Annotated in this window: 18 protein-coding genes, 3 rRNA genes and 1 pseudogene; 11 read left to right on the plus strand and 11 right to left on the minus strand. The window is 68.5% G+C overall.

The window, feature by feature from the left end; all coding sequences use genetic code 11:
- Positions 1 to 57: 57 nt before the first annotated feature.
- Positions 58 to 1,152, minus strand: a complete 1,095-nt coding sequence (locus U6N30_RS31075; RefSeq protein ID WP_324275318.1) for a Cache 3/Cache 2 fusion domain-containing protein — start codon at positions 1,150 to 1,152, stop codon at positions 58 to 60.
- Between the two features lie 455 nt (positions 1,153 to 1,607).
- On the opposite strand from U6N30_RS31075, the gene U6N30_RS31080 reads away from it, so the two are divergent.
- The 3 genes from U6N30_RS31080 to U6N30_RS31090 all read left to right on the plus strand — a co-directional run bounded on the left by U6N30_RS31080 (position 1,608) and on the right by U6N30_RS31090 (position 3,771).
- On the plus strand, positions 1,608 to 1,997 hold the full coding sequence (locus tag U6N30_RS31080; protein ID WP_324275319.1) for a hypothetical protein: 390 nt from the start codon (positions 1,608 to 1,610) through the stop codon (positions 1,995 to 1,997).
- A 222-nt stretch (positions 1,998 to 2,219) separates the two neighbouring features.
- Entirely contained in the window at positions 2,220 to 2,645 is a 426-nt protein-coding gene (locus tag U6N30_RS31085; RefSeq protein ID WP_324275320.1) for a S24/S26 family peptidase, read from the plus strand.
- 505 nt (positions 2,646 to 3,150) lie between these two features.
- Positions 3,151 to 3,771 carry a hypothetical protein gene (locus U6N30_RS31090; protein ID WP_324275321.1) on the plus strand — a complete coding sequence of 207 codons (621 nt, stop codon included), beginning with the start codon at positions 3,151 to 3,153 and terminating at the stop codon, positions 3,769 to 3,771.
- A gap of 104 nt (positions 3,772 to 3,875) precedes the next feature.
- Here U6N30_RS31090 and atzD read toward each other — a convergent pair whose 3' ends face one another.
- Genes atzD through U6N30_RS31110 form a run of 4 tightly spaced genes read right to left on the minus strand, consistent with a single transcriptional unit; the run spans position 3,876 to position 6,863 of the window.
- Positions 3,876 to 4,739, minus strand: coding sequence for a cyanuric acid amidohydrolase (gene atzD / locus U6N30_RS31095; protein WP_324275322.1), 864 nt, complete (start codon positions 4,737 to 4,739; stop codon positions 3,876 to 3,878).
- Positions 4,712 to 4,978 (minus strand): ring-opening amidohydrolase, encoded by a 267-nt coding sequence (locus U6N30_RS31100; protein ID WP_324275323.1) that lies wholly within the window; start codon positions 4,976 to 4,978, stop codon positions 4,712 to 4,714. The genes atzD and U6N30_RS31100 overlap by 28 nt, the downstream gene beginning before the upstream one ends.
- 30 nt (positions 4,979 to 5,008) lie before the next feature.
- Positions 5,009 to 5,974, minus strand: a complete 966-nt coding sequence (locus U6N30_RS31105; protein WP_324275324.1) for a carbamate kinase — start codon at positions 5,972 to 5,974, stop codon at positions 5,009 to 5,011.
- Positions 5,975 to 6,029: 55 nt separating this feature from the next.
- The gene (locus U6N30_RS31110; protein ID WP_324275325.1) at positions 6,030 to 6,863 is read right to left on the minus strand and encodes a histidinol-phosphatase HisJ family protein; all 834 of its coding nucleotides are present in this window, start codon (positions 6,861 to 6,863) and stop codon (positions 6,030 to 6,032) included.
- 78 nt (positions 6,864 to 6,941) lie between these two features.
- Between U6N30_RS31110 and U6N30_RS31115 the strand changes: the two genes are divergently transcribed.
- The 6 genes from U6N30_RS31115 (at position 6,942) to rrf (ending at position 15,803) form a co-directional block, all read left to right on the plus strand.
- Positions 6,942 to 8,600, plus strand: coding sequence for a RecQ family ATP-dependent DNA helicase (locus tag U6N30_RS31115; protein ID WP_324275326.1), 1,659 nt, complete (start codon positions 6,942 to 6,944; stop codon positions 8,598 to 8,600).
- Positions 8,483 to 8,914 carry a hypothetical protein gene (locus U6N30_RS31120; RefSeq protein WP_324275327.1) on the plus strand — a complete coding sequence of 144 codons (432 nt, stop codon included), beginning with the start codon at positions 8,483 to 8,485 and terminating at the stop codon, positions 8,912 to 8,914. Before U6N30_RS31115 ends, U6N30_RS31120 begins: the two co-directional genes overlap by 118 nt.
- Before the next feature lie 444 nt (positions 8,915 to 9,358).
- On the plus strand, positions 9,359 to 10,015 hold the full coding sequence (locus tag U6N30_RS31125) for an alpha-ketoglutarate-dependent dioxygenase AlkB (protein ID WP_324275328.1): 657 nt from the start codon (positions 9,359 to 9,361) through the stop codon (positions 10,013 to 10,015).
- A 396-nt stretch (positions 10,016 to 10,411) separates the two neighbouring features.
- Positions 10,412 to 11,928 (plus strand): 16S ribosomal RNA (locus U6N30_RS31130).
- Between the two features lie 450 nt (positions 11,929 to 12,378).
- Positions 12,379 to 15,506 (plus strand): 23S ribosomal RNA (locus U6N30_RS31135).
- A gap of 180 nt (positions 15,507 to 15,686) precedes the next feature.
- Positions 15,687 to 15,803, plus strand: a 5S ribosomal RNA gene (gene rrf, locus U6N30_RS31140).
- Together the 16S, 23S and 5S rRNA genes form the textbook arrangement of a ribosomal RNA operon.
- Positions 15,804 to 16,227: 424 nt before the next feature.
- On the opposite strand, the gene U6N30_RS31145 is transcribed toward rrf, so the two are convergent.
- The 6 genes from U6N30_RS31145 to U6N30_RS31170 form a co-directional block, all read right to left on the minus strand.
- Positions 16,228 to 16,356 (minus strand): hypothetical protein, encoded by a 129-nt coding sequence (locus U6N30_RS31145; RefSeq protein WP_324275329.1) that lies wholly within the window; start codon positions 16,354 to 16,356, stop codon positions 16,228 to 16,230.
- Positions 16,353 to 16,634: a hypothetical protein gene (locus tag U6N30_RS31150; protein WP_324275330.1), complete on the minus strand. Its 282-nt coding sequence runs from the start codon at positions 16,632 to 16,634 to the stop codon at positions 16,353 to 16,355. Before U6N30_RS31150 ends, U6N30_RS31145 begins: the two co-directional genes overlap by 4 nt.
- Positions 16,635 to 16,701: 67 nt before the next feature.
- On the minus strand, positions 16,702 to 16,866 hold the full coding sequence (locus U6N30_RS31155) for a hypothetical protein (RefSeq protein WP_324275331.1): 165 nt from the start codon (positions 16,864 to 16,866) through the stop codon (positions 16,702 to 16,704).
- Positions 16,863 to 17,111, minus strand: coding sequence for a hypothetical protein (locus U6N30_RS31160; RefSeq protein ID WP_324275332.1), 249 nt, complete (start codon positions 17,109 to 17,111; stop codon positions 16,863 to 16,865). Before U6N30_RS31160 ends, U6N30_RS31155 begins: the two co-directional genes overlap by 4 nt.
- Complete coding sequence (locus U6N30_RS31165; protein WP_479690632.1) at positions 17,108 to 17,449, minus strand: AAA family ATPase; 342 nt, start codon at positions 17,447 to 17,449, stop codon at positions 17,108 to 17,110. Before U6N30_RS31165 ends, U6N30_RS31160 begins: the two co-directional genes overlap by 4 nt.
- Positions 17,377 to 17,559, minus strand: coding sequence for a hypothetical protein (locus U6N30_RS31170; RefSeq protein WP_324275334.1), 183 nt, complete (start codon positions 17,557 to 17,559; stop codon positions 17,377 to 17,379). Before U6N30_RS31170 ends, U6N30_RS31165 begins: the two co-directional genes overlap by 73 nt.
- Positions 17,560 to 17,742: 183 nt before the next feature.
- Between U6N30_RS31170 and U6N30_RS31175 the strand changes: the two genes are divergently transcribed.
- Both U6N30_RS31175 and allB read left to right on the plus strand, forming a co-directional pair.
- Complete coding sequence (locus tag U6N30_RS31175) at positions 17,743 to 17,901, plus strand: hypothetical protein (protein ID WP_324275335.1); 159 nt, start codon at positions 17,743 to 17,745, stop codon at positions 17,899 to 17,901.
- Positions 17,902 to 17,957: 56 nt separating this feature from the next.
- A pseudogene (gene allB / locus U6N30_RS31180) lies at positions 17,958 to 19,097 on the plus strand (allantoinase AllB); the annotation flags it as partial.
- Positions 19,098 to 19,099: the final 2 nt, after the last annotated feature.

Consider the following 19,099-nt stretch of genomic DNA (forward strand, 5'->3'; position numbering starts at 1 on the left):
GCGACCCGGGTCAGGCGGGGAGCGAGTCCAGCGGGATGCCGACGTAGAGCATCCCGATCAGGTCGCCCGCGGGGAGTGCAGCGGGGCGTAGGCGGTGAAGTACGGCCGGTCGGCGACCGTCGCGGCGCCGGTGTACGTCTTGCCCGCGTGGACCGCGGCCAGCACCGGGTTGACCCTGCCGTCGGCGTCCGTCCGGGCGATGTAGGTGCCCACGTTCCGACGGCCGGCCGGGGTGACGACGGTCGTCGCGGCCCGCACCATGCTGCCGTCCGCGTCCAGGCGCTGGAACAGCGTGCAGCTCCCGCCCACCCGGGCCACCACCTCGTCCACCAGCGCGGACGGCCGGCCCGGGTCGTCGTTCAGGTCGACCGGATCGCCGCCGAGCAGCAGCTCGGGGAGCTCCGCGGCGTGGGCCTGCGAGGTCGCCTGGTCGCGCACCGTCAGCGTCCGTCGTCCGCTGCCCAGTTCCACCCCGCCGGCCTCGTCGACGAGGTGCTGTGCGGCGTCCAGGGCCCGCCGCACGTAGGCGACCCGCTGGCTCTCGGCCAGCTGCCCGACCGCCTCGGTGATCCTGGCCGAGCCGCTGGCCGCGCGGTCGACGTTGTCGACGACGCGGTCGGTGGCCACCCGCTGCTGCTCGACGGCGGCGGCGATCGAGTCCTGCGCCTCCGCGATCGAGGCGAGCGTGCCGCCGATCCGCTGGATGACGTCGACGGCGTGCCCGGTCTCCTGCTGGACGGCGGCGACCTGGGCGCCGATGTCCTCGGCGGCCTGGGCGGTGCGCCCCGCGAGTTGCTTGACCTCCTGGGCGACGACCGCGAACCCGCGGCCCACATCGCCGGCCCGGGCGGCCTCGACGAAGGCGTTCAGCGCGAGGGTCCGGCTCTGCTGGCTGATCGCGGTGATGAGCTGGACGAGGTCGGTGATCGCCGAGCTGGCGGCCTGAAGTGCGGCGATCCGCGCGTCCACGGCCTGGGCGTCGCGGACGGCGTCCTCGGCGACCGACGAGGCGCGCGCCGTGCTGGCGGCGATCTCGCCGATCGCGGCGCGCAGCTCGGACAGCGAGGCCGCGGCATCCCGGGAGGTGTCCGACACCTCCCGGCTGGCCTGCGACAGTACGCCGGCCTGCCGTGCGGCGGCCTCGAGGCTCACGTCGCGCTGCTGCTGCTGCTGCTGCTGCTGTTGGCGGGCAGGGGCAGGCGGCCGCGGCGTCGGAACGGTGGCTGTCGGAACGGTGGCCGTCGGAACGGTGGGCGTCGCGGGCGGACCGACGTGTCGGCGAACTGACCTGCGCACGACCGATTCCTCCTGAGATTCCGTCCGACGATCTCCGATGCCACGGCTCGCGGTCGACGATCTCCGGGACACGGTAGGTCGCGTTCCACCGCTGGCGGCAAGGGCGCGCCGCTGATCCCACCCCTTGGAAAGCCGGTCGCTGACCGCCTTTCTGATGTCGCTCTAGCGACTCCAGTTTTCTTTTGGGACAGGAGTTGAGTCCGCCTACTGCGCTGCCGAAGCTCAGTTCGTCAACGAACAGGCACAGCCGTCGCTGAGCCGGGTGACCCCATCCGCGCCGTACTGAGCCACTGAGAGAACAGGACCCTGCAATGCGCAAGTCGCGCGTTCTGCTCGCCGGTGTCGCGGTCGCCGCTGCCGGTGCCGCCACCACCGCCTTCACCGCCAGCAACACGCTCGCCCCGCCGGACAACGTCGCTGGCTACGACGACGCTGTTGTGTCCGGGGCAACCGTCAACAACATCAGGTACAACCCGCACACCAACCCGGCGCAGCTGGCGAGCGTGGCGTTCACCGCGACGAGCGACGTCACCAACCTGGCCGCGACGATGAACCTCACCATGAGCGGTACGTCGGTGGCCACCAGCTCCAGCTGCCCGATCACCGGCACTGTCGGCGCTCAGGTCATCACGTGCACCCTCAGCAGCCCCGTCCTCTTCGAGGCCTTCGACGGCATCGGCCTCACGGTCGTCTCCCAGTAGTTCGTCCGGACCGGGCGGGGCGGCACTGGGCCGCCCCGCCCGAACCCCGATCGGTGCCTTCCCTATGACAGCCGCATCCAGATTCGCGAGCACCGGCGCCGTCGTCGCGCTGGTGCTGGCGACCGTGTGGCTCTTCTGGCCGACCGGGCTGGGCGGCGCGACGACGTACATCAGCACGTACGGCAACAGCATGGAGCCCGGCTTCTCTACGGGGACCTGGCCGTGCTCACCTCAGCAGGCTCGTACTCCGTCGGCGACGTGGTCGCTTACCGCAGTGAGTCCCTCGACACGATCGTCATGCACCGGATCGTCGACGGGGACGCAGACGGCTTCGTGACCCAGGGCGACAACAACGACTGGCTCGACGAGGACCACCCGACGGAGGAGCAGATCCTCGGCCGGCTCTTCTTCAGCATCCCGCAGGGCGGCGCAGTGCTCGGCGCGCTCCGCTCGCCCGGTGTGCTCCTGGCCTTGATCGTCGCCGCCGCATCGGTCGTCGGCGCGACCGCGAAGCCCCCGTGCGGCACCACGTCCGGGCGTTGCGCCGTCGCATCGCCGGCTCCTCCGTGCCGGCCCGGGCCCGAGCGGCGCTGCCGGCGCTGTCCCGCACGGCCATCCCGACGCCGGCCGGCGGAGCGTCCGCGGTGACGCGCGCACGGGCCCGCCAGGTCGCGCTGGGCGCCGCGGGGGTGACTGTCGTCGCGGCCGCCAGCTGCGTCGTGCTGCTCGTACTACCGCCCACCCGGACGGACTCGCGCACGGTGCAGGTGATCCAGCAGGGCGAGTTCACCTACACCGGCGAGGCGGTGGTCGGCACGACCTACCCCTCCGGCATGGTCACGACCGGCGACACCGTCTGGACCTCCCTCGTGCAAGACCTCAGTGTCTCCTTCGCCAACGCCGTGACCGCACCCGGACTCGACGACATCACCGGGACGCTGCGCCTCGATGTCGTGGTCACCGCGCCGGACGGCTGGAGCGCACTCGTCACCAGCGGTCCCGTCGTCGCCTTCCGGAACGGGACGGGGACCGCATCGGTCCCCTCGACACCGGCGCGGCCAGGGATCTGCTCGACCGGCACCACGCCGAGATCGGTACCGCCGGCGGCTCCGCGACGCTCACCGTCACTCCCGTCGTCGAGACGACCGGCACCGTGGAGGGGCGCAGCTTCACCGCCGCCGCGCCGGCCGGCCTGGACTTCACGCTCGATCCGATGGTGCTCCGGCCCGTTGCCACCGAACCCACGGCCCTCTCGCCGAGTGTTCAGACGGCGGTGGACATCGAGAAGGTCGTGCCTCGCAGCCTGCAGGTCCTCGCCGTGTCACTGCCGTTGGGCGTCGCCCAGAAGATCGCCGGCACTGCCCTCCTCCTCGCGCTCGTCGCTCTGGGCGGCGGGGCGTGGGTGGGCCGGATCGGACGGGGCGACGTCGCGGACCAGTTCCTCGTGCGGCATGCCGACCGGATCCTGCCCGTGGCCTCGTTCACCCCGGGGACCACGGTCATCGACGTCTCCGACGCCGAGGCGTTGCACCGGGTCGCGGAGCGGTTCGACACCGTCGTCCTGCACCACGCCGGTGAGGACGAGGACGTCTTCGCCGTCCGGGATGTCGACGCCACCTACCGCTTCGTCGTCCCCGGCATGCCTGACCGTCGCCGCGGCAAGCCGCCCGTCCCGGCGCCGGTGTCACCGTCGGCCGCCGAGCCTGTGGACCTGACCGCGCCACTGGCCAAGGCCGTCCCCGTGCCCGGCGGCCTCTGGGGCAGCTTCGCCTAGCTCGAGCGCGGCAGAGTGCGCTGACGTCCGATCCCGACCTCAGAACCGGACGTCAGCTCACCCGCTCCGAACGCCTACGCCTTGACGATCTAAGCCTCGAGGATCTACGCCGTGACGATCGCGGCGACCGGGCCTCCGCCGGACGGGCCCTGGTGCACCGCGGCCACCGACACGAAGACGGCCGGGTCGCCGGTCACCGACGCGGTCACGCCGCCGACGGTCGCCTTGATCTGGCGGTGCCAGGAGACGTCGGAGTCGTCCAGCATCGCGTTGCGCCGCCCGCGGACCTTGCCGTCCGGCGACGCCTCGCACTTGAGGAACACGTTGACCAGCCGGCCGCCCAGATCGGTGTGGTGCGGGCGCTCGGGCAGCTCGAGGCCGGCGTCGCGGATGGCGTTCCAGATGCCGTCCTGGTCGAGCGCGTCCTTCATCACCGAGTGGCCGACGCGGTAGTTGCCGCCGTGCCCGCGGGCGTTGCCGACGACGACGATCTGCGCGCGGTCCAGCTCGACGCCCGAGGAGCAGGAGGCGACGGCGCTGAAGAGGGACAGGTCGCGCATGATCTGCTCCTGCGTCGGCATCTCGATCTCGCCGAGCGCCACCGCGATCCCCAGCGCCGTCGTGCCGTTGGAGATGTCCATCGAGCCGTGCGGCTCCTCCAGGATGGTCGTCTGGCCGCGCTCGTGGGCGTCGCGGATGGTGTCGATGGTCAGCAGCGGCGTCTTGGTCTGCACGTAGTGCACGTCGGCCAGGTCGGTGATGCCGGCGGCCTCCATCGCCTGCTTCACGCCCTCGGCGACCTTCTCCACCATCGCGACGCGGCCGATGTCCTCGGGCAGCAGGACGTCGCTCATCGCGTACCCCACGGTCAACCGCGGCTCGTCGGTCTTCTCGACCGCGTCCTCCGGGAGGGTGGCGAAGACGGTGGCGTGCGGGCTGATCACGCCGTCGGTGCCGCCGGACCACACGATCGGGATCTGCTTGACCTCGTCGAGGAGCGGGAGCCCAACTCCAGCAGCACCTCGCGGAAGGCGCGGTCGGCGATGATCCGCGTGTAGTCGTTGATCCCGCCGTTGCCCTCAGTCTTGCCGATGACCGCCACGACCCGGTCGGCCTCCAGGACGCCGTCCTCGATGAGCTTGGCGAGCTCGGAGGCGTCGCTGACGTTGTGCAGCGGGACCTTGCGGACCTCGATCGGTGCGGGCACTGGCACTCCTTCTCAGGGACTGGCTACGGATCAGGCGGTGATGACGGTGCCGGCGTCGTCGCCACTGACGGCGTCGGCGATGTGCTCGAGAGAGGTGATGACGGCTCTGCGCCGTCCGTCGGCGGGATCGCTTCCCTCGACGAAGCGCAGGGCGGCCTCGACCTTGGGCCCCATGCTGCCCCGGGCGAACTGACCCGCTGCAGCGTGCTCGCGGAGTTCGGCGACGGTCACCCGGCCGAGCGGCCGCTGGGACGGCGTGCCGAAGTCGACCATCACGTTCGGGACGTCGGTGGCGATGACCAGGTTGTGGGCGTCCAGCTGCGTGGCGAGGATCGCGGCGGTCAGGTCCTTGTCGATAACGGCCTCGACCCCGCGCAGCCCGGCGCCGTCCAGGCCGTCGTCGGTCACCGGGATGCCGCCGCCCCCGGCGCAGACGACGACGAAGCCGGCCGCCGCCAGGGCGCGGATGGCGGGCGAGTCGACGACGGATCGCGGCTCGGGGCTCGCCACGACCCGGCGCCAGCCCTTCTCGCCGCGGTCCTCCCAGATCTGGCCGAGGGAGACGAACTGTTCCGCCTCCTCGCGCGGGAGGAATCGACCCACCGGCTTCGACGGCGCCCGGAAGCCGGGATCGTCGACGTCGATCAGAGTGCGGGTGATCAACCCGGCGGTGCGCTGCGCGAGCCCGCGGGCCTCGAGTGCCGCGTCGAGTTCGTCGGCGACGGTGAACGCGATCGTCGCCTGGGTCTGCGCGACGTTCCAGTCCAGCGGCACAGGCGGGACGACCTGTGCGGCCATCTCGTTCTTGACCAGCAGGTTACCCACCTGCGGGCCGTTGCCGTGGGTCAGGACCACCTCGACGCCGGCCGCGACGACGTCGGCGACGTGCTCGGCCGCCGCACGGATGGCATCCCGTTGCGCCTGGACCGTCGCCGACCCGTCGGGTCCGGTCATGGCGTTGCCGCCCAGAGCGATCACCACACGGCGCGACGTCATCCTGGAGACCCTAGCGGCAGTTTCCTTAGCGGTGAAGTACTTGTTCCGGTCGAGCTCAGCGCCGCCAGAAGTCGAACGGATCGCGACCGGGGCGGAAACCGGCTGCCTCGACGATGTCGACGGCCAGTCGGAACTGCTGGCCGACGGCGGCCGGCTGGTGCGCGTCGCTCCCGAAGCTCACCGCGTCGCCGCCCTCCTCGTGGAACCAGCGGATCTGGTCGACCGAGGCCAGCGGGCTGCTCGTGTTGATCTCGAGAGCGCGACCGGAGGAGGCCAGCGCGCGGAACACCGCGCGGTACTCCTCCTCGAACGTCTTCTCCACGTAGCGCTGGGTTCCTCCCGGCCAGTAGCGCCGCGGGAAGTCGACGTGCGCGAGCACCTGGAAGACGTCACTGGTCTCGATCATGTCCACCAGTTCGCCGAGGTAGCGGCGCATCGTGGCGTCGGCGTCGTCCCAGAGCAGGTGGCCGACGCCGTAGAGGCGACCGTCCTTCGACAGCGAGTGCAGCGAGCCGAGGACCCGGTCCACCGGGGCGTCGCGCAGGTAGGCGGCCACGCTGGCCGAGAACAGGTGCGGCTCGCCGGTCTCGACGCCCGACCAGATGCGCAGTTCCGGGAACCGGTCGCGCACCTCGGCCAGCTCGGCGAAGTAGCCCGCCACGTCGATCTCGGCGTGCCGGGACGCGTGCCGGTCGACCAGGCCCTCGTCGGTCGCGCGGTCGTCGGGGTCCCAGACGGTGAAGTCCAGGTGCTCGGTGAAGGCGATGGCCGGCAGGCCCAGTGCGACCGCGCGCTCGCAGGCCCGGCGCATCGTCGAGGAGTCGGCGGTGTCCCAGGACCAGTGGGTGTGGACGTGGTTGTCGGGCGGCAGGCCCTCCTGGGATCGCATCGCTGTGGATTCTCCCCTCTCCTCCACAGCTGCCGCCGGGAGGTCGGTTCCGTCGTCCACGGTGCCTACTGTCGGGGCATGACCACCGCTGCGCCGCCGTCCGAGATCGCTGACGAGGCGCTCGCCATCCTCCGCGAGCTGACCGGTCGCCCCGACGCCGTCTTCCGCGAGGGGCAGGACGCCGCGGTGTCGGCGCTCGTCGAACGCTCCCAGCGGGCGCTGGTCGTCCAGCGCACCGGCTGGGGCAAGTCGGCTGTCTACTTCGTCTCCACCGCGCTGCTCCGTCGCCGCGGCAAGGGTCCGACCCTGCTCGTCAGCCCTCTGCTGGCGCTGATGCGCGACCAGGTGACCGCCGCCGCGCGTGCGGGCATCCGCGCCGTGGAGATCTCCAGCGCCAACATGACCGAGTGGGACGACATCGCCGCTCGCCTCGCCGCCGACGACGTCGACGTCCTGCTGGTCTCACCCGAGCGGTTGACCAACCCGCGCTTCCGCGAGGAGCAGCTCCCGGGGCTGGTCGCCCGGTGTGGCCTGGTCGTCGTCGACGAGGCGCACTGCGTCTCCGACTGGGGGCACGACTTCCGCCCCGACTACCGCCGCATCCGCGATCTGCTGGGCACGCTCCCGGCCGGGACGCCGGTGCTCGCGACCACCGCGACCGCGAACGAGCGCGTCGTCGCGGACGTCGCCGAGCAGCTGGGCTCCGGAGGCGTGGAGGTGACGACGGTCAGGGGCCCGCTCTCCCGTGACTCGTTGCGGCTCGGCGTCCTCCGGCTCCCCTCCGACCGTGCCCGACTGGCGTGGCTGTCCGCGCACCTCGGCGACCTGCCGGGCAGTGGCATCGTCTACACGCTGACCGTCGCGGCTGCGGAGGAGACCGCCGCGCTGCTGCGCGGCGCCGGCCACGAGGTGCGGGCGTACACCGGCCGGCTCGACGACGCCGACCGCAAGGACGCCGAGGAGGCGCTGCGCAACAACGAGGTGAAGGCGCTGGTGGCCACCTCGGCGCTCGGCATGGGCTTCGACAAGCCCGACCTCGGCTTCGTCGTCCACCTCGGTGCACCGTCGTCGCCGGTCAGCTACTACCAGCAGGTGGGCCGCGCCGGCCGCGCCGTCGAGCACGCCGACGTCCTGTTGCTCCCCGGCCCCGAGGACCTGGCGATCTGGCAGTGGTTCGCGACCTCGTCGATGCCGCGGGAGGACCATGCGGCCGCGGTGCTGACGGCGATGGCCGACGGCAAGGCCTGGTCGGTGGCCCGTCTGGAGACGGTGGCCGACGTCCGGCGGTCCCGCCTCGAGCTGCTGCTCAAGGTCCTCGCCGTCGACGGCGCGGTGGAGCGGGTCCAGGGCGGGTGGCGCTCCACCGGGCAGCCGTGGGTCTACGACGCCGACCGCTACGCCCGCGTCACGCGCACCCGCGAGGCGGAGCAGCGGTCGATGATCGCCTACGCCAGGCCGGTGGACGAGGCGATGTGCCGGATGGCCTTCCTGCAGGAGGCTCTCGACGACCCGACGGCGGCGCCGTGCGGGCGCTGCGACGTGTGCGCCGGTCCCTGGTACTCGGCCGACGTCCCCGAGGCCGCGGCGGAAGCGGCGTCAGCCGCGCTCGACCGGCCGGGGTGGAGCTGGCGCCCCGGGCGCAGTGGCCCACCGGCGCCGACCGGCTGGGTGTCGACGTCAAGGGCAAGATCGCGGCCGCTGACCAGGTCGAGACGGGCCGGGCGGTCGCCCGGCTGACCGACCTCGGCTGGGGACAGCGGCTGCGGACGCTGCTCGGGGACGACGGTCTCGGCGGCGTCGTCGACCTGGAGGCCCCCAGCATCGAGGAGGACCCGGACGCCGCGTTCGACGTACCCGTGAAGCGGTCGATCTCCGATCTACCCCCGGACGACGAGCTCATCCGGGCGTGCGCACGGGTGCTCGGGTCCTGGGACTGGAAGGAGCGGCCGGGTGCGGTCGTTGCCATCCCCTCCCGCCGCCGGCCGCAGTTGGTGACCGGGCTCGCGCAGGGGCTGGCCCGCCTGGGGCGCCTGCCCTACCTGGGGAGATGACGCTCCAGCACGGTGGACCGACCGGTCAGCCCGGCGGGAACAGCGCCTTCCGGCTGGCGGCCGTGTGGGACCGCATCGTCGTCGGACCGGAGCTGCGCGACGGCCTGACCCAGGCCGGGTCCGCGCCGATCCTGCTCGTGGACGATCTCGCCGACTCCCGCTGGACCATGACCGTGGCGGGGCGCGAGCTCCGCCGCGCGGGGCGGCCGGGGTGCTGCCCTTCGCCCTGGCCCTCACCGCCTGACGGCCCCGTCCCGAGGAGGACGGGGTCCTCTTCTGCCCCCACGCCTCGCACGCTCGGCGCAGGACCCTGCAGAGAGGCCGTATCCACAGCCTTTCGCACACCTGTGCGAAAGTCGGAGTAACGTGCCCCCATGGGCAAGGACCCCGCCCCCTCGGCACTCGGAGAAGGATCCCGTCCTCCGCACCCCTCGCGAGCTCGCGGTGAGCCTCGGCACGAGGCCGGGCCTCTGGGCGGGGCCGAGTCAGCCCTCCATGTGGGACCTGGCCGAGGAAGCCACGCTCGGGCCACTGGCCGGCCACGTCAGACGGCACGAGCTCAGCGACGGGGCATGGGTCGACCACCTGCCCGGCTGGGTCGCCGGCTCGGACGAGGTGCTGGAGGTGCTGCTGGGCGACATCGGCTGGCGGGAGGACCGCCGCCAGATGTACGAGCGGGAGGTGGCTGTCCCGCGCCTGTTGCGCTGGTACAGCGGCAGGGAGACGCTGCCGCACCCGTTGCTGACCGAGGCCCGCGACGCGCTGAACCGGTACTACGGGGTCGAGCCCGCCGACCGTTTCGTCAGCGCCGGCATGTGCCTGTACCGGGACGGGCGCGACAGCGTCGCGTGGCACGGGGATCGCCTCGGCCGCGGCCGCTCCACGGACACGATGGTCGCGATCGTGTCGTTCGGTTCCCCTCGCCCACTGCTGCTGCGCCCGGCGAAGGGCGGGCAGAGTCTGCGCTTCCCGCTGGGGCACGGCGACCTGGTGGTCATGGGCGGCTCGTGCCAGCGCACCTGGGAGCACTGCATCCCCAAGACGACGAAGCCCGTGGGGCCTCGGGTCAGCGTGCAGTTCCGGCCGACCGGCGTCGCGTGAGGGAACCCAGCATCCCCGCCTGACACGGGCAGGGGCGACCCCACCCCTTGTTGCTCGCACGCCCAGGGCGAGCCTCCTGAAGGGCCGGGACCCCCTGCAAGGGGCCCTGAAGACCGTGTATGGTTCTCCATGCGCCGCGCGGACCGGGAGGTCCGCCGGTCCAGGTGCCCCGCTGTGGCGGGGGCTGGAAACCGGCGTAGTGTTGGACATCCAGCCAGCAGGGAAGCCCGTGAGGGTGGAGTTGTTGCGCGTCCGCTCTTTGAGAACTCAACAGCGTGCCGAAAGTCAGTGCCAAGTATTACCCCGTGCCGGGGCCCTTCGGGTTCTGGTTTGGGATTCCTTTGGTTGATTGATATCGCGAGTGTCAGCTCGCGGTTCTCAGCTGGTTCAAATTCATCTACGGAGAGTTTGATCCTGGCTCAGGACGAACGCTGGCGGCGTGCTTAACACATGCAAGTCGAACGGTGAACTCCGCTTGCGGGGGATCAGTGGCGAACGGGTGAGTAACACGTGGGCAACCTGCCCTCAGCTCTGGGATAACTCCAAGAAATTGGGGCTAATACCGGATATGACTGCTGACCGCATGGTCTGGTGGTGGAAAGATTTATCGGCTGGGGATGGGCCCGCGGCCTATCAGCTTGTTGGTGGGGTAGTGGCCTACCAAGGCGACGACGGGTAGCCGGCCTGAGAGGGTGACCGGCCACACTGGGACTGAGACACGGCCCAGACTCCTACGGGAGGCAGCAGTGGGGAATATTGCGCAATGGGCGGAAGCCTGACGCAGCGACGCCGCGTGGGGGATGACGGCCTTCGGGTTGTAAACCTCTTTCAGTAGGGACGAAGCGGAAGTGACGGTACCTACAGAAGAAGCACCGGCCAACTACGTGCCAGCAGCCGCGGTAATACGTAGGGTGCAAGCGTTGTCCGGAATTATTGGGCGTAAAGAGCTCGTAGGCGGTTTGTTGCGTCGGCTGTGAAATCCCGAGGCTCAACCTCGGGTCTGCAGTCGATACGAGCAAACTAGAGTGTTGCAGGGGAGACTGGAATTCCTGGTGTAGCGGTGAAATGCGCAGATATCAGGAGGAACACCGGTGGCGAAGGCGGGTCTCTGGGCAACAACTGACGCTGAGGAGCGAAAGCGTGGGGAGCGAACAGGATTAGATACCCTGGTAGTCCACGCCGTAAACGTTGGGCGCTAGGTGTGGGGCTCATTCCACGAGTTCCGTGCCGCAGCTAACGCATTAAGCGCCCCGCCTGGGGAGTACGGCCGCAAGGCTAAAACTCAAAGGAATTGACGGGGGCCCGCACAAGCGGCGGAGCATGTTGCTTAATTCGATGCAACGCGAAGAACCTTACCTAGGCTTGACATGCACGGAAATCCTCCAGAGATGGTGGGTCCGTAAGGGTCGTGCACAGGTGGTGCATGGTTGTCGTCAGCTCGTGTCGTGAGATGTTGGGTTAAGTCCCGCAACGAGCGCAACCCTCGTCCTATGTTGCCAGCACGTGATGGTGGGGACTCATAGGAGACTGCCGGGGTCAACTCGGAGGAAGGTGGGGATGACGTCAAATCATCATGCCCCTTATGTCTAGGGCTGCAAACATGCTACAATGGCCGGTACAAAGGGCTGCGATACCGTGAGGTGGAGCGAATCCCAAAAGCCGGTCTCAGTTCGGATTGGGGTCTGCAACTCGACCCCATGAAGTTGGAGTCGCTAGTAATCGCAGATCAGCAACGCTGCGGTGAATACGTTCCCGGGCCTTGTACACACCGCCCGTCACGTCACGAAAGTCGGTAACGCCCGAAGCCGGTGGCCCAACCCTTGTGGAGGGAGCCGTCGAAGGCGGGATCGGCGATTGGGACGAAGTCGTAACAAGGTAGCCGTACCGGAAGGTGCGGCTGGATCACCTCCTTTCTAAGGAGCACTGGCCGCTCTCCTCGTGAGGGTGGTCCAGAGCCGCGCCCAGGACGCGATGGCCCGTCACTACCGATGGGTCGGGTGTTTCTGGGGTGGTGCTCGAGGGTGGAACGCTGACCAGTTCGGCCGCCGGCTTCGGTCGGTCCTCAGTACGGCGTCGCTTCGGTGGCGTGTGGAAGTGGATCGCGTGGAGTGCGGGGGTCGTAGGCGCGCTGTTGGGTCCTGAGGGAGCGGGCGACCGTTTGCTCATGTCGGGGCCGGTCTGCATCTCATACCGTCGTCGCCCTGTGGGGTGGTGGGTCTGGTGGGGTGGGGGTGATCGGTGTCTGGTCGTACGTTGAGAACTGCACAGTGGACGCGAGCATCTTTTGACTCTGATTAGCAGAGTTCTTGTAGGCCCGCCCGTCTTTGTTCCTTCCGGGGCAATGGTGGGTGGGATTTTTGTGTGGCCAAGTTGTTAAGGGCGCACGGTGGATGCCTTGGCACCAGGAGCCGATGAAGGACGTAGGAGGCTGCGATAAGCCTCGGGGAGCTGTCAACCGAGCGTTGATCCGAGGATTTCCGAATGGGGAACCCCGCACCAGTCATGTGGTGTGACCCGCGCCTGAACACATAGGGCGTGTGGAGGGAACGTGGGGAAGTGAAACATCTCAGTACCCACAGGAAGAGAAAACAACCGTGATTCCGTGAGTAGTGGCGAGCGAAAGCGGATGAGGCTAAACCGATCGCATGTGATAGCCGGCAGGCGTTGTGTGGTCGGGGTCGTGGGACCGTCTGGAGTGTTCTGCCGAGCACTCGGGGAGTGAGAAAACAGCGTCGTTAGTGGAAGGCCTCTGGAAGGGGTCGCCGTAGAGGGTGAGAGCCCCGTACACGAAAACGCGTTGTCTCCCTTGGGCGTGTTCCCAAGTAGCACCGAGCCCGTGAAATTCGGTGTGAATCTGGCGGGACCACCCGCTAAGCCTGAATACTCCTGGTGACCGATAGCGGACAAGTACCGTGAGGGAAAGGTGAAAAGTACCCCGGGAGGGAGTGAAATAGTACCTGAAACCGTGTGCCTACAAGCCGTGAGAGCCTTATGTCGCTTCGTGCGATGGGGGTGATTGCGTGCCTTTTGAAGAATGAGCCTGCGAGTTAGTGGTACGTGGCGAGGTTAACCCGTGTGGGGTAGCCGTAGCGAAAGCGAGTCCGAACAGGGCGAGTCAGTCGCGTGCCCTAGACCCGAAGCCGAGTGATCTACCCATGGCCAGGTTGAAGCGCGGGTAAGACCGCGTGGAGGACCGAACCCACCAGGGTTGAAAACCTGGGGGATGAGCTGTGGGTAGGGGTGAAAGGCCAATCAAACTCGGTGATAGCTGGTTCTCCCCGAAATGCATTTAGGTGCAGCGTCACGTGTTTCTTGCCGGAGGTAGAGCACTGGATGGCTGAGGGGCCCCACAAGGTTACTGACGTCAACCAAACTCCGAATGCCGGTAAGTGAGAGCGTGGCAGTGAGACTGCGGGCGATAAGGTTCGTAGTCGAGAGGGAAACAGCCCAGATCATCGGCTAAGGCCCCTAAGCGTGTGCTAAGTGGAAAAGGATGTGGAGTCGCAGAGACAACCAGGAGGTTGGCTTAGAAGCAGCCATCCTTGAAAGAGTGCGTAATAGCTCACTGGTCAAGTGATTCCGCGCCGACAATGTAGCGGGGCTCAAGCACACCGCCGAAGCCGTGGCATTCATGCAACAGCCTGTCGCCGGCCTCGAGCCGGCGGCCAGGTGTGTGGATGGGTAGGGAGCGTCGTGTGGCGGTGGAAGCGGCGGAGTGATCCAGCCGTGGACGCCACGCGAGTGAGAATGCAGGCATGAGTAGCGAGAGGGGAGTGAGAACCTCCCCGCCGGAAGACCAAGGGTTCCTGGGCCAGGCTAATCCGCCCAGGGTGAGTCGGGACCTAAGGCGAGGCCGACAGGCGTAGTCGATGGACAACGGGTTGATATTCCCGTACCCGCGAAGGAACGCCCATGCTGAACCCAGCGATGCTAACCGCCCGAACGCCCGTGACCGATCCTTTCGAGGTGAGGCGTGGGTTCTAGCGCGGGACCCGGACTGGTAGTAGGCAAGCGATGGGGTGACGCAGGAAGGTAGTTCTACCGGTGAGTGGTAGTACCGGGGCAAGGGTGTGGCCCGCGACGTAGGTAAATCCGCGTCGCACGAGGGTGAGACCTGACGCATAGCCGAATGAGGCGAATTGGATGATCCTATGCTGCCGAGAAAAGCCTCTAGCGAGTTCCGAGCGGCCCGTACCCCAAACCAACTCAGGTGGTCAGGTAGAGAATACCGAGGCGATCGAGCGAACTGTGGTTAAGGAACTCGGCAAAATGCCCCCGTAACTTCGGGAGAAGGGGGCCACTTCCTGTCAACACCTTGACGGTGGGCAGCGGGGGTGGCCGCAGAGACCAGTGAGAAGCGACTGTTTACTAAAAACACAGGTCCGTGCGAAGTCGTAAGACGATGTATACGGACTGACGCCTGCCCGGTGCTGGAACGTTAAGGGGACGGGTTAGTCCTTCGGGGCGAAGCTCAGAACTCAAGCGCCAGTAAACGGCGGTGGTAACTATAACCATCCTAAGGTAGCGAAATTCCTTGTCGGGTAAGTTCCGACCTGCACGAATGGCGTAACGACTTCTCAGCTGTCTCAACCACAGGCTCGGCGAAATTGCACTACGAGTAAAGATGCTCGTTACGCGCGGCAGGACGGAAAGACCCCGGGACCTTTACTATAGCTTGATATTGGTGTTCGGTTCGGCTTGTGTAGGATAGGTGGGAGACTGTGAAGCGGGCACGCCAGTGTTCGTGGAGTCGCCGTTGAAATACCACTCTGGTCGAATTGGATGTCTAACCTCGGTCCGTGATCCGGATCAGGGACAGTGTCAGGTGGGTAGTTTAACTGGGGCGGTTGCCTCCCAAAATGTAACGGAGGCGCCCAAAGGTTCCCTCAGCCTGGTTGGCAATCAGGTGTCGAGTGCAAGTGCACAAGGGAGCTTGACTGTGAGACCGACGGGTCGAGCAGGAGCGAAAGCTGGGACTAGTGACCCGGCACCGGCATGTGGAAGCGGTGTCGCTCAACGGATAAAAGGTACCCCGGGGATAACAGGCTGATCTTCCCCAAGAGTCCATATCGACGGGATGGTTTGGCACCTCGATGTCGGCTCGTCGCATCCTGGGGCTGGAGTAGGTCCCAAGGGTTGGGCTGTTCGCCCATTAAAGCGGTACGCGAGCTGGGTTTAGAACGTCGTGAGACAGTTCGGTCCCTATCCGCCGTGCGCGTAAGAGACTTGAGAAGAGCTGTCCCTAGTACGAGAGGACCGGGACGGACGAACCTCTGGTGTGCCAGTTGTACCGCCAGGTGCACTGCTGGTTAGCTACGTTCGGCAGGGATAACCGCTGAAAGCATCTAAGCGGGAAGCTCGCTTCAAGATGAGGTCTCTCACCGGGTCAACCGGGTAAGGCCCCGCCCAGACCAGCGGGTTGATAGGCCGGAAGTGGAAGCACCGCGAGGTGTGCAGCTGACCGGTACTAACAGGCCGAGGGCTTGACCACACACACCTCCCTCTGTCTTCGACCGGGGGTGCGGGAACACTGGTCAGAGTCGTTTACGAAGATTGCTTCGCGTCCACTGTGCGGTTCTGAACGCACGACCACTCCGGTTCCCCACCGGAGGTGTGGTCGGCAGCGTTCTTCCGGTTCCCCACCGGAGGTGCGTTGATATGTTCACAGAGTTACGGCGGCCATGGCGAGAGGGAAACGCCCGGCAACATTCCGAACCCGGAAGCTAAGCCTCTCAGCGCCGATGGTACTGCCCTGGAGACGGGGTGGGAGAGTAGGACGCCGCCGGACAACCATTCCCGAAGGGGCCCCAGCATCCATGCTGGGGCCCCTTCGTGCGTGCTGAGTCCTTGCTGATCGATCACGAACTACGGCTGTCGAATGGCGGCGAGGAAGCGTCATACGGTCTCGGTCGCCGGCAGTCCGGAAGCGGCGTTCGGGCGCCGGACGCACGGGATCGATCCCGGGCGCTGGTGGCCGGCGCCGTCCGCGTCACGGAGTTCCACCGAGAGCCCGTCCCGGAAGCCGTTGACCGATCGACAGGCAGGACGCGGTCACGATCGTCAGGCGGTCGCCGTGCCGGCTTCGCACAGGAGCACCGTAGAGCCAGCAGGCCCCGCTCCGCCGGACGACGGAGCGGGGGCCTGGTGAGGTCGTGATCAGGTGACGACGCGGCGGATCCCGACGAAGGACAGGGCGGCCGCTGCGAGACCGATCACCAGGGGAGCCCCACGGCGAGGGTCAGGAGCGACTGGTCGGCGAGGCAGCCGCCGACCGCCGGCCACGCCTGCAGGCCGGTGATCAGGACGGCGAGCCCACCGAGGACGACGACCGACAGGATCACCAGGCCCCAGACGCCGTTCGCCCCCAGCGCTTGAACACCACCCCGATCCCGATGCCGGAGAAGATGAAGGCCAGCATCGGTGTGCCCGACACCAGCACCTGCAGGAAGAAGCTGCCGGCCTGCATCGGCTGCGGCGCCCAGAATGCCAGCCCCACGCCCCAGCCGTCGGTCGCGTCCCCGAGCGCGTCGAGGGCGGCCAGTGTGACGCCGTATCCCAGCGCCGACACGACGCCGACCAGCGCGACGCCGAGCCAGTAGGTGTGGCGGCTGAGGCTCACCCCATGGCGAACGGGAGCAACTGCGTGACCGCCTGGACGAACACGACGCTGACCGTGACGTACAGCGCTAGGACACCGCCGGTGAAGCCGGCCCCGGTTCGTCCCGGAGTTCGGCCAGGCCCCACACCGCCACGTTGATGGCGAAGCTGATGCCCACGACGAGCCAGGGGATGCCGAAGATCATGGCCGGGTTCACCACCTGCATGCGGGCGGCGGCGAGAACGCGGTTCATCGGGGGACCTCCTCGAGGTCGACGGAGGGAGCGGCCGTACCCGGCCGGGTGGGCTGCAGGCTCATGGCGACGACGAGTTGCTGGAGGCTGGTGGGCTCGGTGGAGAGGCCCGCTGCCGCGACGTCGTCGGCGTCTGCGCCCCCGCTGAGCTGGACGACCGACCGGCTGTGCCCGCCGATGCTCTCGGTGTGCAGCACCTCGTGCCGTGCCGCGAAGGCGGCCACCCGGTCCTTCGGTCCGGTCACCGTGAGGGCCTTGCCCTCAGCGACTCCGCGTCCGCGTCCAGGAGGACCCGCCCGCGGTCGATCAGCAGCACCCGCTCGAGCAGGCTGGCGATCTCCTCGATCAGGTGCGTCGACAGGACGACGGTGCGCGGGTTCTCCGCGTAGTCGGCGAGCAGGCGGTCGTAGAACAGCTGACGGGCGACGGCATCCAGGCCCAGGTACGGCTCGTCGAAGAGCGTGACTGGTGCGCGCGAGGCCAGGCCGATGATGATGCCCACAGCAGAGTTCATGCCGCGGGACAGCTTCTCGATCGTCCGCTTCGCCGGCAGGTCGAAGTCGACCAGGAGGGACTGCGCCAGGTCGGCGTCCCAGTGGGGAAGACCGTGGCCGCGGCGCCGAGGGCGTCGCGTACCCGGTAGTGGTCGGGGTAGCGCTGGCCCTCCTTGATGAAGCAGATTCGGCCGAGCACCCTGTCGTTCTCTTAGGGTCGCTCCCCCAACACCTCCAAGGAGCCGCTGGTGGGCACGCGGTGACCGGTCAGCAGCTGCGGGGTCAGCGCCGGAGCCCCGTCTCCACCGGAGGCCGACCGCTGCGCCTCACCGGACGAGCGGCCAGGTTGCGGCCTGTGGCGTCGGGGGCCTATGCATCGACGGTGTACATCGGAGCGGACACGGACGTGCGGACGGGAGAGTGCGCCGTCCGGCGGCCCCTGCCCGGCGGCTGGCCGACGGCGTGGGGAGCGGAGCTGCACCGGGTGGTGGCGGCCGCCGAGGCGCTGGACCCGGACGCCGCCGCACGGGGAACCGCGTGAGCCTCGTCGTCCGTGCCCGCCGGGTCGTGCTGCCCGACGGGGAGCGCGCCGCCACCGTGCACACCGAGGCCGGCCGGATCACCGCCGTCACTTGCTTCGACGATGCGCCGTCGGCGGCGGTCACCCTCCCCGACGACGAAGTGCTGCTCCCCGGCCTGGTCGACAGCCACGTGCACGTCAACGAGCCCGGGCGGACCGAGTGGGAGGGCTTCGCCTCCGCGACGCGGGCCGCGATCGCCGGCGGGGTCACCACGATCGTCGACATGCCCCTCAACTCCGTGCCGGCGACGACCACCGTCGAGGCGTTGCACGTGAAACGCGAGGTGGCGAAAGGCCAGGTCAGGGCCGATGTCGCCTTCTGGGGTGGCGCCGTGCCCGGCAATCTCGACCAGCTGCGCCCGCTGCACGACGCCGGCGTCGTCGGGTTCAAGTGCTTCCTGCTCGACTCCGGTGTGCCGGAGTTCCCGCCGCTCGACGACGCCGGTCTGCGGGCCGCGCTCACCGAGCTGGCCCGCGTCGACGGGCTGTTGATCGCGCACGCCGAGGACGCCGACGTGATCGCCGCCGCTCCACCCCCGACCGGTCGCAGCTATGCGGACTTCCTGGCGTCGCGACCCGGTGCCGCGGAGGAGTCCGCGATCCGCACGCTGGTCGCGGCCACCCGTGACACGGGAGCCCGCACCCACGTCGTCCACCTGGCCGACGCCGACGCACTGCCGATCCTGCGCGCGGCCCGGGCCGAAGGCGTGCGCATCACGGTCGAGACCTGCCCGCACTACCTAGCCTTCGCCGCCGAGGACGTTCCCGACGGGGCGACGGCGTTCAAGTGCTGCCCGCCGATCCGGGAAGCGACCCACCGCGAGGCGCTGTGGGCGGCGCTGTCCGACGGGGACGTCGATCTGGTGGTCAGCGACCACTCCCCGTGCACCCCGGACCTGAAGCGGCTGGAGGCCGGTGACTTCGGCGAGGCCTGGGGCGGCATCGCCTCCCTGCAGATCGCCCTCCCCGTGGTGTGGAGCGGCGCGCGGGCGCGCGGCATCGGCCTGGACCGGGTCGTGCGCTGGATGGCCGAGGCGCCGGCCCACCTGGCCGGGCTGCCGACCAAGGGGGCGATCGCGGTGAGCCGGGACGCCGATCTCGTCGCGTTCGCGCCGGAGGAGCCCTGGACCGTAGGCGTGCTCGCGCACCGCAGTCCGGT

The organism is Blastococcus brunescens (assembly GCF_035320885.1).
In the GTDB taxonomy this organism is placed as follows: Bacteria; Actinomycetota; Actinomycetes; order Mycobacteriales; family Geodermatophilaceae; genus Blastococcus_B; species Blastococcus_B brunescens.

Coding starts and splice junctions, on each gene's coding strand:
- U6N30_RS31080 (WP_324275319.1), top strand. CDS start 1,608: ATGCGCAAGTCGCGCGTTCTGCTCGCCGGTGTCGCGGTCGCCGCTGCC.
- U6N30_RS31105 (WP_324275324.1), bottom strand. CDS start 5,974: ATGACGTCGCGCCGTGTGGTGATCGCTCTGGGCGGCAACGCCATGACC.
- U6N30_RS31110 (WP_324275325.1), bottom strand. CDS start 6,863: ATGCGATCCCAGGAGGGCCTGCCGCCCGACAACCACGTCCACACCCAC.
- U6N30_RS31115 (WP_324275326.1), top strand. CDS start 6,942: ATGACCACCGCTGCGCCGCCGTCCGAGATCGCTGACGAGGCGCTCGCC.
- U6N30_RS31155 (WP_324275331.1), bottom strand. CDS start 16,866: ATGAACCGCGTTCTCGCCGCCGCCCGCATGCAGGTGGTGAACCCGGCC.